General features: G+C 74.6%; 12 protein-coding genes and 1 tRNA gene. 9 read left to right on the top strand and 4 right to left on the bottom strand.

Annotated elements, in window-relative coordinates; all coding sequences use genetic code 11:
• Nucleotides 1-89: 89 nt before the first annotated feature.
• The 5 genes from ACH4B3_RS15205 (at nucleotide 90) to ACH4B3_RS15225 (ending at nucleotide 4,134) form a co-directional block, all read left to right on the top strand.
• Nucleotides 90-1,076, top strand: coding sequence for a GlxA family transcriptional regulator (locus tag ACH4B3_RS15205; protein WP_398463291.1), 987 nt, complete (start codon nucleotides 90-92; stop codon nucleotides 1,074-1,076).
• Nucleotides 1,077-1,305: 229 nt separating this feature from the next.
• A complete protein-coding gene (locus ACH4B3_RS15210; RefSeq protein ID WP_398463292.1) occupies nucleotides 1,306-1,842 on the top strand; it encodes a hypothetical protein in 537 nt (178 codons plus the stop codon).
• A 130-nt stretch (nucleotides 1,843-1,972) separates the two neighbouring features.
• Nucleotides 1,973-2,338 carry a PH domain-containing protein gene (locus tag ACH4B3_RS15215; RefSeq protein ID WP_398463293.1) on the top strand — a complete coding sequence of 122 codons (366 nt, stop codon included), beginning with the start codon at nucleotides 1,973-1,975 and terminating at the stop codon, nucleotides 2,336-2,338.
• Nucleotides 2,339-2,671: 333 nt separating this feature from the next.
• Complete coding sequence (locus tag ACH4B3_RS15220) at nucleotides 2,672-3,304, top strand: RNA polymerase sigma factor (protein WP_398463294.1); 633 nt, start codon at nucleotides 2,672-2,674, stop codon at nucleotides 3,302-3,304.
• On the top strand, nucleotides 3,301-4,134 hold the full coding sequence (locus tag ACH4B3_RS15225) for a hypothetical protein (RefSeq protein WP_398463295.1): 834 nt from the start codon (nucleotides 3,301-3,303) through the stop codon (nucleotides 4,132-4,134). Before ACH4B3_RS15220 ends, ACH4B3_RS15225 begins: the two co-directional genes overlap by 4 nt.
• 277 nt (nucleotides 4,135-4,411) lie before the next feature.
• Here the strand turns inward: ACH4B3_RS15225 and ACH4B3_RS15230 are convergent.
• Nucleotides 4,412-4,499, bottom strand: a tRNA-Leu gene (locus ACH4B3_RS15230).
• 231 nt (nucleotides 4,500-4,730) lie between these two features.
• Between ACH4B3_RS15230 and ACH4B3_RS15235 the strand changes: the two genes are divergently transcribed.
• From ACH4B3_RS15235 to ACH4B3_RS15245, 3 genes are all read left to right on the top strand, one after another.
• Nucleotides 4,731-6,068, top strand: coding sequence for a M20/M25/M40 family metallo-hydrolase (locus ACH4B3_RS15235; protein WP_398463296.1), 1,338 nt, complete (start codon nucleotides 4,731-4,733; stop codon nucleotides 6,066-6,068).
• A 131-nt stretch (nucleotides 6,069-6,199) separates the two neighbouring features.
• The gene (locus ACH4B3_RS15240) at nucleotides 6,200-6,433 is read left to right on the top strand and encodes a chaplin (RefSeq protein WP_398463297.1); all 234 of its coding nucleotides are present in this window, start codon (nucleotides 6,200-6,202) and stop codon (nucleotides 6,431-6,433) included.
• Nucleotides 6,434-6,603: 170 nt separating this feature from the next.
• The gene (locus ACH4B3_RS15245) at nucleotides 6,604-7,404 is read left to right on the top strand and encodes a chaplin (protein ID WP_398463298.1); all 801 of its coding nucleotides are present in this window, start codon (nucleotides 6,604-6,606) and stop codon (nucleotides 7,402-7,404) included.
• Nucleotides 7,405-7,491: 87 nt separating this feature from the next.
• On the opposite strand, the gene ACH4B3_RS15250 is transcribed toward ACH4B3_RS15245, so the two are convergent.
• The gene (locus tag ACH4B3_RS15250) at nucleotides 7,492-7,680 is read right to left on the bottom strand and encodes a DUF5703 family protein (RefSeq protein WP_006607658.1); all 189 of its coding nucleotides are present in this window, start codon (nucleotides 7,678-7,680) and stop codon (nucleotides 7,492-7,494) included.
• 47 nt (nucleotides 7,681-7,727) lie between these two features.
• Here ACH4B3_RS15250 and ACH4B3_RS15255 point away from each other — a divergent pair, with 47 nt between their 5' ends.
• Nucleotides 7,728-8,477 carry a hypothetical protein gene (locus ACH4B3_RS15255; protein WP_398463299.1) on the top strand — a complete coding sequence of 250 codons (750 nt, stop codon included), beginning with the start codon at nucleotides 7,728-7,730 and terminating at the stop codon, nucleotides 8,475-8,477.
• A 25-nt stretch (nucleotides 8,478-8,502) separates the two neighbouring features.
• Here ACH4B3_RS15255 and ACH4B3_RS15260 read toward each other — a convergent pair whose 3' ends face one another.
• Nucleotides 8,503-10,884 carry a helix-hairpin-helix domain-containing protein gene (locus tag ACH4B3_RS15260; protein WP_398463300.1) on the bottom strand — a complete coding sequence of 794 codons (2,382 nt, stop codon included), beginning with the start codon at nucleotides 10,882-10,884 and terminating at the stop codon, nucleotides 8,503-8,505.
• Nucleotides 10,881-11,867, bottom strand: coding sequence for an aldo/keto reductase (locus ACH4B3_RS15265; RefSeq protein WP_398463301.1), 987 nt, complete (start codon nucleotides 11,865-11,867; stop codon nucleotides 10,881-10,883). Before ACH4B3_RS15265 ends, ACH4B3_RS15260 begins: the two co-directional genes overlap by 4 nt.
• Nucleotides 11,868-11,889: the final 22 nt, after the last annotated feature.

Consider the following 11,889-nt stretch of genomic DNA (forward strand, 5'->3'; position numbering starts at 1 on the left):
CACGTTCGCACCGCGCCGCCGGTCCGGACAGTGACCGGGATGACGGTCTGCACCAAATTCCTGCCAGCATGGTGACGTAGGCTCAGGGCATGAACGCCGGTTCGATCGCCGTGGTCGTCCCCCACCACATCGAGATGCCGTCCTGGGACCTGTACGAACTCAGCATCCCGTGCACCGTCTTCGGCAAGCCGCAGCCCGACCTCGCCGACCCCTGGTACGAGCTGCGCCTGTGCAGCACCGGCACCGGCGACGGACCGCCCACCGGAGACGCGCTGGCCTTCCGCACCCGCCACGGCCTGGCCGACCTGGTCGGCGCGGACACCGTCATCGTCACCTCGGTACCGGACGCCTGCGTCGACGACGGCGTACCGCCCCCGCCCGAGCTGACCGCCGCGCTGCGCCGCGCCCACGACGCGGGCGCCCGCATGGTCTCGCTGTGCACCGGCGCCTTCGCGCTCGCCGAGGCCGGCATCCTCGACGGCCGCCGTGCCACCGCCCACTGGATGCACACCGCCCAACTCGCCGAGCGCTACCCGAAGGTGGACGTCGACGCCTCGGTGCTCTACGTGGACGACGGCGATGTGCTCACCAGCGCCGGCCTGTCCGCCGGACTCGACCTGTGCCTGCACCTGGTCCGCCGCGACCTGGGCGCCCATGTGGCCAACCAGCTGGCCCGCCGCATGGTGGTGCCCGCGCACCGGTCCGGCGGACAGGCCCAGTTCATCGACCTGTCGGTGCCGGCCGCGGACGACGAGGGGCTCGCCCCGGTGCTCGCCTGGGCGATGGAGCGACTCGACCGGCCGCTGACCGTGGCGGACCTCGCCCGGCGCGCCGCGATGAGCCCGCGCACCTTCTACCGCCGACTGCAGGCCGCCACCGGCACCACCCCGCTGCAGTGGCTGCTCAACCAGCGCCTGGGCCGGGCCCAGAGCCTGCTGGAGGCCACCGACCTGCCGGTGGAGCGGATCGGCGAACTGAGCGGGCTGGGCACCGCGAACAACCTGCGGCACCACTTCCTCCGCCAGATCGGGGTCTCCCCGACGGAGTACCGCCGGTCCTTCCCCGGCCACGCCTGAGCCGGCGCGCCGGGCCGGGCGGCCACCGGCACCGCCGTGCCCGGCGGCAGCCCGCTCCCTCCGGGGCGCGCCCGCGTCCGGCACGCGCGGCCGGGTCCGCCGGACGGACCAGCCCGGTTGCCCACCCCCGTGCGGCCCCCGTAGTGATAGGGGGAGCGGCCCGCCCCGGCGGCCCGCGCCCCCTACCGCGCCCCGCCCGGACCGGCGGTCACGCCCGCAGGAGCACACCATGAAGCACGCCGCCAAGGCGACCGCCGCCGTCATCGCCGCGCTGGTCGCCGCCCTGAGCGCGGGCTGCGGGGACGGCGGGGACGGCGGGGAGCCCTCCCCGTCCCCGGACCGGACCACCGAGGGGACCGCCTCCCCCCGGGGCGCCGCCGCCGTGGAGGTACGCTCCGGTCCGCTCGGCCGGATCCTGACCGACGGGCGGGGCCGCACGCTGTACCTGTTCGAAGCCGACACGGGCGGGAAGTCGAACTGCACCGGAGCGTGCGCGGCGGCGTGGCCGCCACTGCTCACCACCGGCCGCCCCGACGCCGGCGACGGGGCCGACGCGGACCTGCTCGGGACCACCACCCGGGACGGCGGCGCCACCCAGGTGACCTACGACGAGCACCCGCTGTACCACTTCGTGGGGGACCGGGAGCCCGGCGACACCGCGGGCCAGGGGCTCGACCAGTTCGGGGCCACCTGGTTCGTGCTCGGCCCGGACGGCGACCGGATCACGGAGCCGAACGACGGCGGCGACCAGGACGGCGGCTACTGACGCCGCACGGCACGGCCCGCCGCACGGCCGGCCCGCCCGGTACGGCGCCGCCGCACCCGCGGACGGGGTGACCGAGATGTCCGGGGTACAGTGCGGCGATCACACACATGGCACTGACTGGGGGGCTGGAATGGCACTCTTCGGCAACGCGCACACGGTCGATCCGGGGAAGGCGCAGCGGGACTTCGCGAAGCTGATGGGGCAGGGCGAGCAGGTGTACGCCGCGTACCAGCTGATCCGGGACACCATCCTGCTGACCGACCGCCGGCTCATCCTCATCGACAAGCAGGGCATCACCGGCAAGAAGGTCGAGTACCACTCCATCCCGTACAAGAGCATCACGCACTTCGCGGTGGAGACCGCCGGCACCTTCGACCTCGACGCCGAGCTCAAGATCTGGATTTCCGGCAGCCCCACCCCGGTCGAGAAGACCTTCACCAAGGGCGTCGACATCTACGAGGTGCAGGCCATACTCACGCAGTTCGTGGCGCGCTAGAGATCCGTGCGGCGGCATCGCCGCACGGACGCCGCCGGGACACGGGCGGGGGACGGCCGTCGCCGCACCCCCCCCGCGCGGTGGTTCCCGCGCAGTTGGAGCAGGGCCCGGGTCGGACTCGACCCGGGCCCGACGCATTTCCACCGGAAGCGCCCGCCGCACCGCGCCCGGCGCGCCCCCGCTACCGTCACCCGGCCGCTCCGGGCGGCCGCCCGGCCGCGACACGACCCCGCGGCGGCGGGGCGGCGACCCGCGTCTGTAACGCCCGGCGGCACATCGGCCAAGAAGGGTGTGGAACCAGGGCACGACGAGAACAGACGAGAGGACGGTCGCGTGCACGCTGCAAGGGATCCCGCCGCGTTCGAGGAGTTCTACCGGCGCCACATCGAGGGCGTCACCCGGTTCGTGGCACGCCGGATCGCCGACCCGCACACCGTGGCCGACGTCACGGCCGAGGTGTTCCTGGCGATGCTCGACTCGGCGGACGGCTACCGGCCGGGGCGGGGGAGCGAGACGGCCTGGCTGTACGGCATCGCCCGCAACGTGGTCTCCGCGGAGTGGCGCCGGGTGGCACGCGAGTCGCGCGCCACGACCCGGATAGCCGGCCGGCGGCTGCTGGAAGCGGACGACGTGTCGCGCCTGGAGGAACGGATCGACGCCGAGTCCGCCGCCCGCGGCACCCTCGCCGCGATCGCGGACCTCCCCGAGGGCGAGCGGGCGGTGCTGGAACTCGTCGCCGTCGACCAGCTCACCGTCGCCGAGGCCGCGGCGGCTCTCGGGATCCGCCAGGTCACCGCCAGGGTGCGGCTGCACCGGGCCCGCAAGACACTGCGCGCGGCCGCCGAAAGGGACGGGCCCGCCCGCCGGGATGCCGCCGGGCGACCCGGCGGCGGCGACCTCAGGCAGCGGCCGGCCGGCGGACAGGCCGGCGCCGCGCACTTCTCATACGCAAGGGGTGAAGGATGACAACGAAGTTCGAGGACCGGCTGCTGGCGGAACTCACCTGCGAGGTCGAGCGGAGGGCGGCCGAACGGCCCGAGCCGGTCCCGGTGCGCCGGACGGTCGCACGGCGCGGCGCCGGCTGGGGGCTGGCCGCGTGCGGTGCCGCGGCCGCCGTGGTCGTGGCGCTGCCCGGGTCGCCCGGGGCGAGCCCGGCATACGCGGTCGAGAAGAACGCGGACGGCACCATCACGGTCAGCATCGAGGACGTCAGCCTCAGCGAGGCCGAGCAGCGTGAACTCGCCGACGAACTGCGCGCGGCGGGCGTCGCCGCGCACATCTCCGCCCCGCCGGTCGGCAAGGTCTGCGACGAGGCGCGCGGAAAGCATCTGGGCGACAGCCTGATGCTGCAGGGCGCCCCCGAGGCGTCGGAGACCGCCGACGCCCCCGCCGGGGAGGCCGGCTCCGGCCGGTCCACGCCCAGGCCGGGAGAGGTGACGAAGGAGAAGCTGCCGGAGCCGGGTGAGCTGACGGAGGGCAAGCCGGTGCCGGACGGGACGGGCCCCGGCCGGCCGCTGCCGGAGCCGGGTGAGCTGACGGAGGGCAAGCCGGTGCCGGACGGGACGGACCCCGGCCGGCCGCTGCCGAAGCCGGGGGAGATCACCGACGCCAAGCCGGTGCGGCCTGGTGAGCCGCTGCCGGGGACGCATGTGCTGCGGCCGGGCGACACGGTCACCGTGCAGAACGTCCGCTTCACGGCGAAGGACGAGGGCCGGACGGCCTGGATGCACTTCTACCGCGGCGAGGTCTCCTCGTGCCGGCTGGTGCCGCTGAGCACCTACTTCCCCGGCAACTGAACCCGCGCCGGCCGCGGCCCCGCCACCCGTCACGGGCGGCGGGGTCGCGGTCCGCGGCACAGGCACCGGCGAACGAGTCACGGCGAACCCCCGCGCCCGAGCCGGGGCCTCCCCGCGCGGGGGTACCCCGGGTGCGCGATTCCAGCGGGGCCGACCTTCCGGCGCCGCCGCCACCCTGCTCACGGCCGACGGACCGGCCACCGCGCGGGCACCGGCCACCGAACCGGAAAACGAGCGGGAAAAACAGAAAGACCCCAGGTGAACTGGGGTCTTTCGGTGGTGTCCGAGGGGGGACTTGAACCCCCACGCCCGATAAAGGGCACTAGCACCTCAAGCTAGCGCGTCTGCCATTCCGCCACCCGGACCAGGTGTCTGCCGGGCGGCCCGCGGCCGTTCCGACGTGGGAAACCATAGCAAACATCCGGACCCGCCCGATCACCCGACCGGTGCCGGGGCGTGGCCCGATGTCGGCCGTGTGACGGCAGCATTGCCGCCTTGGGCCGGACGGGAGAGCGCGGGAGGATGGCGGGTGGACCCGCCGTGGAGCACGGCCCCGACCCAGGGCACCCGCGGCAGCGAAACGACGAGGAGGCAGAGTGAGCGAGTCGATGTCGGCCGCGACAGGCAGTGGTGCCGTCACCGGTGAGGACGAGGTCGTCGAGCTGTGCCGCGATCTGATCCGTATCGACACCAGCAACTACGGCGACCACTCCGGTCCCGGTGAGCGAGCGGCGGCCGAGTACGTCGCCGAGAAGCTCGCCGAGGTGGGGCTGGAGCCGCAGATCTTCGAATCGCACAAGGGCCGGGCCTCCACGGTGGCCCGGATCGAGGGGGAGGACCCGTCGCGGCCGGCGCTGCTGATCCACGGCCACACCGACGTGGTCCCGGCCAACGCCCACGACTGGACGCACCACCCGTTCTCCGGGGAGATCGCCGACGGCTGCGTGTGGGGCCGGGGCGCGGTCGACATGAAGGACATGGACGCGATGACCCTGGCGGTGATCCGCGACCGGATGCGCTCCGGCCGCAAGCCCCCGCGGGACATCGTGCTCGCCTTCCTCGCCGACGAGGAGGCGGGCGGCGTGTACGGCGCCCGCCACCTCGTCGACCGGCACCCGGACCTGTTCGAGGGGGTGACCGAGGCGATCGGCGAGGTCGGTGGCTTCTCGTTCACCGTGAACGAGAACTTGCGGCTGTACCTGGTGGAGACGGCCCAGAAGGGCATGCACTGGATGCGTCTCACGGTGGACGGCACGGCCGGCCACGGGTCGATGACCAACAACGACAACGCGATCACCGAGCTGAGCGAGGCGGTGGCGCGGCTGGGACGGCACAAGTTCCCGGTCCGGGTGACGAAGACCGTGCGGTCGTTCCTGGACGAGCTCTCCGACGCGCTCGGCACCCCGCTGGACCCGGAGAACATGGAGGAGACGCTCGCCAAGCTGGGCGGCATCGCCAAGATCATCGGCGCCACGCTGCAGAACACCGCGCAGCCGACCATGCTCGGCGCCGGGTACAAGGTCAACGTCATCCCGGGCCAGGCCACGGCACACGTCGACGGGCGCTTCCTGCCTGGGTACGAGGAGGAGTTCCTGGCCGATCTGGACCGGATCCTCGGGCCGCGGGTGCACCGCGAGGACGTGCACGCGGACAAGGCGCTGGAGACCAGCTTCGACGGATCGCTGGTCGAGGCGATGCAGACGGCGCTGAAGGCGGAGGACCCGATCGCACGGGCCGTCCCCTACTGCCTCTCCGGCGGCACGGACGCCAAGTCCTTCGACGACCTCGGCATCCGGTGCTTCGGCTTCGCACCGCTCAAGCTGCCCCCGGAGCTGGACTTCGCGGGCATGTTCCACGGCGTGGACGAGCGGGTGCCGGTGGACGGGCTCACCTTCGGCGTGCGGGTCCTGGACCGCTTCCTGGACAACTGCTGAACACGTCACCGTTCCGGCGCTGTTCGCTGGAACGGGTGAATGGAAGTTTCGCTTCGTAGCCTGCCTCACCCCTCCTCGTTACAGGGGGTGCGGTCCGAGTGATCGGACCGCATTGCCAGCAAGGAGGAACAATGATCAAGAAGGTCGTCGCTGCTGCGGCCGCCACCGGGGGCCTCGTGCTCGCCGGTGCGGGCCTGGCCGTTGCCGACTCGGGAGCGAAGGGTGTCGCGGCGGGCTCGCCCGGCATCGCTTCCGGCAACGTCGTCCAGGTGCCGGTGCACGTGCCGGCGAGCGTCTGTGGCAACACGATCGACCTGATCGGACTGTTGAACCCCGCCTTCGGCAACTTCTGCATCAACGGCTGACGTTGAGCCGCAGCTCCCAGGGAGCCATCCCCGTGTGGTCCCGGAGTGCTCCTCGGGCACTCCGGGACCACACGGGTTCGACGCACGGGCGCTCTGCCCGCGCGCAGGTCATTACGAGGCAAGGCAAGGCAGGGGACGGACCCATGCGCAAGGTTGCGAGAAACAGTCTGATGACGGTTGCGGCGGCGGGCAGCGTGCTCGCCGCGACCGCCGGTTACGCCAGTGCGGCGGGCTCGAGCGCCGAGGCCGGCGCCAGCGGCTCCCCGGGGATCGTGTCCGGCAACACGGTGCAGGTGCCGGTGAACGTGCCGATCAACGTCTGCGGGAACACCGTCGACGTGGTCGGTCTGCTCAACACGGCCGCCGGCAACGTCTGCGTCAACGGCTCCGGCGGCAAGCACGCCGCGGGCGGCAAGCACACCACGGGTGGCAAGCACGCCAAGGGAGGCAAGCACGCCAAGGACCCGCAGGGCGGCTCCGGCACCAAGGGCCAGGGCTCGCACCACGACGGGTCCCGGGCCGGCGGTGACCACGGCGGCGGCGCCGTGGCCGAGGGCCGGACGCACGGCTCGCCGGGCATCCTCTCCGGGAACCAGGTGCAGGTGCCGGTCAACATCCCGCTGAACGTCTGCGGGAACAGCATCGACGTCGTCGGGCTCCTCAACACGGCCGGCGGCAACACCTGCGTGAACGACGGCGAGGCCCCGGTCCGGGAGCGTCCGGTGCAGCCGCCCAAGCACGCCAAGCCCAAGCCGCAGCAGCCGGGCAAGACCCCGCCGCGGACGCAGGGCCCGGCGCCGGAGCAGATCCGCCACGTGTCGCGGACCCAGCCGGTCGCCCAGCAGGACGACGACACCGAGCAGCTCGCCGAGACCGGTGCCGGTTCCCTGGAGGTCCTGATCCCGGCCAGCGCCGGCCTGCTGCTGGGAGGCGGGATCCTCTACCGCCGCACCCGCGCGCGTCAGCACTGAGCCGCCCTCCCGGCGGAAACGGAGCGGGCCTCGCACTGCGAGGCCCGTTTCTCGGTTCTTCAGGGAGCATTCACCAGGTGGCCGGAATCACCACGTGGCCCGGAGCTGGCGAATGATCCGGCGGCGCAGGCGCACCTTGCGACTGCCGTCGGGATTGAGTCGAAGTCGGTCCAACTCCCAGTGTCCGTACTCGGCGTGGTCGGTCAGCAGGCGTGTGGCGGCCTTGCGGGAGACCCCCCTCGGCACATACACATCGCAGAATTCGTATTCCGGCATCGCATCTATTGTGCGGGAACTGCCCTGATACGGATAGCGTCTGCACTATGTCTGATGCTGCGCAGCCATCCGCTGCCGAGGTACGGGCCGCCGCCGAAGCGGTCAAGATCGCGCTGGACCGACACCTCGACGCTGTCGAACGCCGTTCGGGCGAGGACGACCCGGCTGTCTACGCCGCCTTCAACGAGCTGGCCGCGGCGGCCGAGGCCTACGACGAGCTGCTCTACGACGCCTACGACGAGGTCACCCCCTTCGAGATCCCCAGCGACGGCATGCCCGCCTATGCCGGGCCGGAGGAGCCGTCCGCGGTGAGCGTGCTGATCCGCAGGGACTACGCGCTCGCCGAACCGCAACGTCTGCTGGCCCAGGCCCAGCGGGTCGCCGATCTGGACCCCGACGTCACGGCCGGGAACGGCGCCCTGGGGGCGACGGGCACGGTCGGCGGCAGCGTCCACGCCGCACTGGGGGTGGTCTTCGGCGAGTACGAGCCGGACGAGATCGCCTCCCGCCACGCGGAGTTCGGCCTGGAGGAGGGCGACTCCACCCTCTGGGTGGCCGCCGCCGACGAACTCGCCGAGCCGGGGGAGTGGCTGTCCACCCCGTTCGAGCAGGTGGATCCGGAGCGGGTGGTGTGCCGCTTCGACGTCAGCGAGGTCTTCGACCAGGAGCTGGACGAGGACGAGGACGAGATCGAGGGCAGGCTGGGCGCCGCGGACGTCGTCCGCGGCGCGGAGGGGGACGACGACGAGGTGGTGGACGCGGACGACGACCTGGAGGTGCTCGGCCCCGAGCGCTGACCGCCCGGGGCCATGACACCGCAGGTCACCCGGCCGGCGGGCGCTGCGCCTCCAGCAGGGACCGCAGCCGGGTGGTCCGCTCCTTGGCCGGGATCTGTGCCACCGCCCGCGGCAGCGCCTCCTCCACCCCGTGCACCACGGACAGGTGGCGCTCGCCCCGGCTGAACGCGGTGTAGACCCAGGACCGGGTGAGACCGGCCGCCGCGTCGCCGGGCAGCACCACCACGGCCGCGGGCCACCGCTGCCCCGCGGCCTGGTGGGCGGTGACCGCCCAACCGTGCCGCACCGCGTCGGCGACCTGCTCCCGGGGCACCACCAGCGGAGTGCCGGCGCAGTCCAGCCGCAGGCCCTCGGCGTCCGCCGAGACCACCGTCCCGGACCGGGTCCGCCCCGGCGCCGTGACCAGCACGACCCGGTCTCCCGGGTCGAAGCCGCCGAACTGCCCCGGGCCCGGGTTCAGCCGCTCCTTGAGGGCCTGGTTGAGCACCCGGGTGCCGGCCGCGCCGCCGTGGCCCACGGTGACGACCTGCACCTGGTCCGCCGGAACGCCGATCACCCGGGGGACCGAGTCCGCCACCAGCTGCACGGTCCGGTGCACCGCTTCCCCGGCGTCCCGCACCGGCACGATCACGACCTCCTTGCCGGGCGCCGCCACCTCGCCGAGCTCCCCGACGCCGATGCCCGACACCAGCTCGCCGATCGGCCCGGGGTCGGGTGTGCGGGAGACGACCTGCGGGCAGCGGCGGGCGGCCAGCAGGTCCGCGAAGACCCGGCCCGGACCCGCCGACCACAGCACCCCGGGGTCGCCGCTGAGCACCAGGCGGGCGCCGTCCGGCAGGGACTCCACCAGCATCGCCGCGGTCTCCACGTCCAGCTGGGGGGCGTCCAGCACGGCGAGCAGGTCCAGGGCGAGCGCGCCGTCCCCGTCCCGGCCCGGCCCCTCCGCGCCGGAGAGCAGCCCGGCCACCGTGACGGCGGGCGCGTCCCCGGCGGGCTCCCGTCCGGCCCCGGCCTCGCCGGCCGGGGCGGCACCGAGCGCGGCGGCCAGCCGCCGCCGCCCGTTCTCGCCGTGCGCGGCGGCGTAGGCACGCAGGCCCATCGCGCGGGCCGCGGCGACCAGCGCCACCGGTTCGGCCCGGGCCTGCTCGCCGCCGCTGTGGGCCACCAGGCCGTGTCCGGCGACGGCGGCCACCAGCTCGGCGGCGGACGGCGAACCGGCCCCGGCCGCCGCGGCCTCCCAGGCGTCCGCGCCGGGTACCGCGGTGTCCGCGGCGCCATCCACGGCGCCGTCCGCGGCCTCCGCCGCCCCGGGCGGCACGACGGTGCCGATCAGCCGGGCCAGGCCGTCGGCCAGGCTCTCCTCGGCCAGTGCGAACCGCTCCAGGCCGAGCAGCACCCGCACCGGAGGGGCCTCCTCCGACGCGTCCCCGGCGGTGGCCGGCCGGCCACCGCCGGGGACCTCGTCCAGCGCGTCCTGGAAGACCAGCACGTCACCCGCGCCGACCGCGACGCGCAGGCCCTCGTCCGGGTCCGGCACCGCCCGTCCGGCCAGCGCCCGGCGCACCGCGTCGGCCTCGAGCGCGGTGTGACCCTCCAGCGCCGCCCGCTCCAGCACCCAGCGCACCAGGGCCTGCGCCCGGCGCTCGTCGTCCGGGCCGCAGTCCGCGCCGAGCAGCGCCCGGGCGAACGAGTCCGCCTGCTCCGGCCGCACCCCGGGCACGTCCAGCAGCTGCCAGGGGTCCTCGCGCAGGGCCACCGCGGCCCGCTCCCCGAGGGCCTCCGCGACCGGTACCGCCAGTTGCTCCGGGGCGCCGCCCGCGGCCAGCACCTCGCGGATCCCCGCGGTGTCGGCGAGCACCGGGCGGGGGGCCGGCGGCCGCACGCCGGACGGCGCCGGTCCACCGGCGGGACCACCGCCGGCCGGCCCGCCGCCGGGAGCGGGGGTCGCCCCCGCGGGCCGCCCGGCGGGCGCACCGGGCCGGGGTGCCCCGGCCGGCCGGGACTCCTCGGTGAAGAACGAGGCCGCCGAGCGTTCGCCGCTCTCCACCGCGCGCACCGCCGCGGCGAGCGCCTCCGCCGCGGCCGACCGCTTCCGCGCGCCTTCCGGCGCGCCCGGAGACGCCGCGCCCCCGGTGTCCCCGGTGGCCCGCGGGGTGTCCCCGGTGTCCTGGGGCCGCCGGCCGTCGTCCGGGACGCCCCCGGCCTGCCGGTCGCCCTCGGAGTCCGCGCCGCCGTCGGCGGGCGCCGCACCCTCCGGGGACCGGGACGGGTCCGCGGGGCCGCCGTCCTCCGGGGCGTCCGCCGGGCCCGCCGCTGCCGCCTCGGGCCCGGGGTCCGCGGCGGTCGGGGTCTCGGGCTCCTCCTCGGGCGGGGTGGCGTCCTCGCCGGCGAGGCGGTCGGTACTCACAGGGTGCTCCAGTCCTGGTCGGGGTAGCGGTGCACGGGCGCCGACACATCGTCGAGCGCCTGGCGGATCTCGGGGGGAAGACTAAGCGCCTCCACCGACAACGCCGCTCTGAGCTGCTGCGCGTTCCGGGCGCCGATGATCGGGGCGACGACCCCCGGCCGGTCCCTGACCCAGGCCAGCGCCACCTGCAGGGCGGTGGCCGCCAGCCCGTCCGCCGCCGTGGTCACGGCGTCGACGATCCGGCCGGCCTCGTCGTCCAGGTACGGGGCCACGAACGGGGCCAGATGCTCGGAGGCGCCCCGCGAGTCGGCGGGGGTGGCGTGCCGGTACTTCCCGGTCAGCACCCCGCGGCCGAGCGGTGAGGAGGGCAGCAGCCCCACGCCCAGGTCGAGCGCGGCGGGCAGCACCTCCCGCTCGACCCCGCGCTGCAGGAGGGAGTACTCCATCTGCGTGCTGGCCAGCCGGGTACGCCCCGCGCCGGGTGCGGCGAGCTGCCAGGTCGCGGCCTTGGCGAGCTGCCACCCGCAGAAGTTCGACACCCCCACGTACCGGGCGCGGCCGCTGCTGACCGCGATGTCCAGGGCCTGCAGGGTCTCCTCGAGCGGGGTGAGCGGGTCGAAGGCGTGCACCTGCCACAGGTCGACATGGTCGGTGCCCAGCCGCTCCAGCGACGCGTCCAGCGCCGCCAGCAGATGGCCGCGGGAGCCGTCGAACCGGCGGTCCGGGTCCGGCACGCTGCCCGCCTTGGTCGCGATGACCAGGTCGCGGCGGGGCACCAGATCCTCCAGCAACTGGCCGAGCAGGTACTCGGCACCGCCGTCGGAGTAGACGTCGGCGGTGTCGACGAGTGTTCCGCCGGCGTCCCAGAACGCCTTGAGCTGCTCGGCTGCGTCGTGTTCGTCGGTGTCCCGCCCCCAGGTGAGCGTGCCGAGCCCGATCCGGGACACGCGCAGGCCCGTGCGGCCGAGGTGCCTTAGCTCCATGGACGTCGAGATTACTGGGCGT

It is taken from the genome of Streptomyces sp. NPDC018031, assembly GCF_044327625.1.
Taxonomy (GTDB): domain Bacteria; phylum Actinomycetota; class Actinomycetes; order Streptomycetales; family Streptomycetaceae; genus Streptomyces.

Bases quoted from the DNA above. Each gene is read 5' to 3' on its own strand.
- ACH4B3_RS15245 (WP_398463298.1), top strand. From the start codon at position 6,604: ATGACGGTTGCGGCGGCGGGCAGCGTGCTCGCCGCGACCGCCGGTTAC.
- ACH4B3_RS15225 (WP_398463295.1), top strand. From the start codon at position 3,301: ATGACAACGAAGTTCGAGGACCGGCTGCTGGCGGAACTCACCTGCGAG.
- ACH4B3_RS15265 (WP_398463301.1), bottom strand. From the start codon at position 11,867: ATGGAGCTAAGGCACCTCGGCCGCACGGGCCTGCGCGTGTCCCGGATC.
- ACH4B3_RS15240 (WP_398463297.1), top strand. From the start codon at position 6,200: ATGATCAAGAAGGTCGTCGCTGCTGCGGCCGCCACCGGGGGCCTCGTG.
- ACH4B3_RS15215 (WP_398463293.1), top strand. From the start codon at position 1,973: ATGGCACTCTTCGGCAACGCGCACACGGTCGATCCGGGGAAGGCGCAG.
- ACH4B3_RS15205 (WP_398463291.1), top strand. From the start codon at position 90: ATGAACGCCGGTTCGATCGCCGTGGTCGTCCCCCACCACATCGAGATG.
- ACH4B3_RS15255 (WP_398463299.1), top strand. From the start codon at position 7,728: ATGTCTGATGCTGCGCAGCCATCCGCTGCCGAGGTACGGGCCGCCGCC.
- ACH4B3_RS15210 (WP_398463292.1), top strand. From the start codon at position 1,306: ATGAAGCACGCCGCCAAGGCGACCGCCGCCGTCATCGCCGCGCTGGTC.
- ACH4B3_RS15250 (WP_006607658.1), bottom strand. From the start codon at position 7,680: ATGCCGGAATACGAATTCTGCGATGTGTATGTGCCGAGGGGGGTCTCC.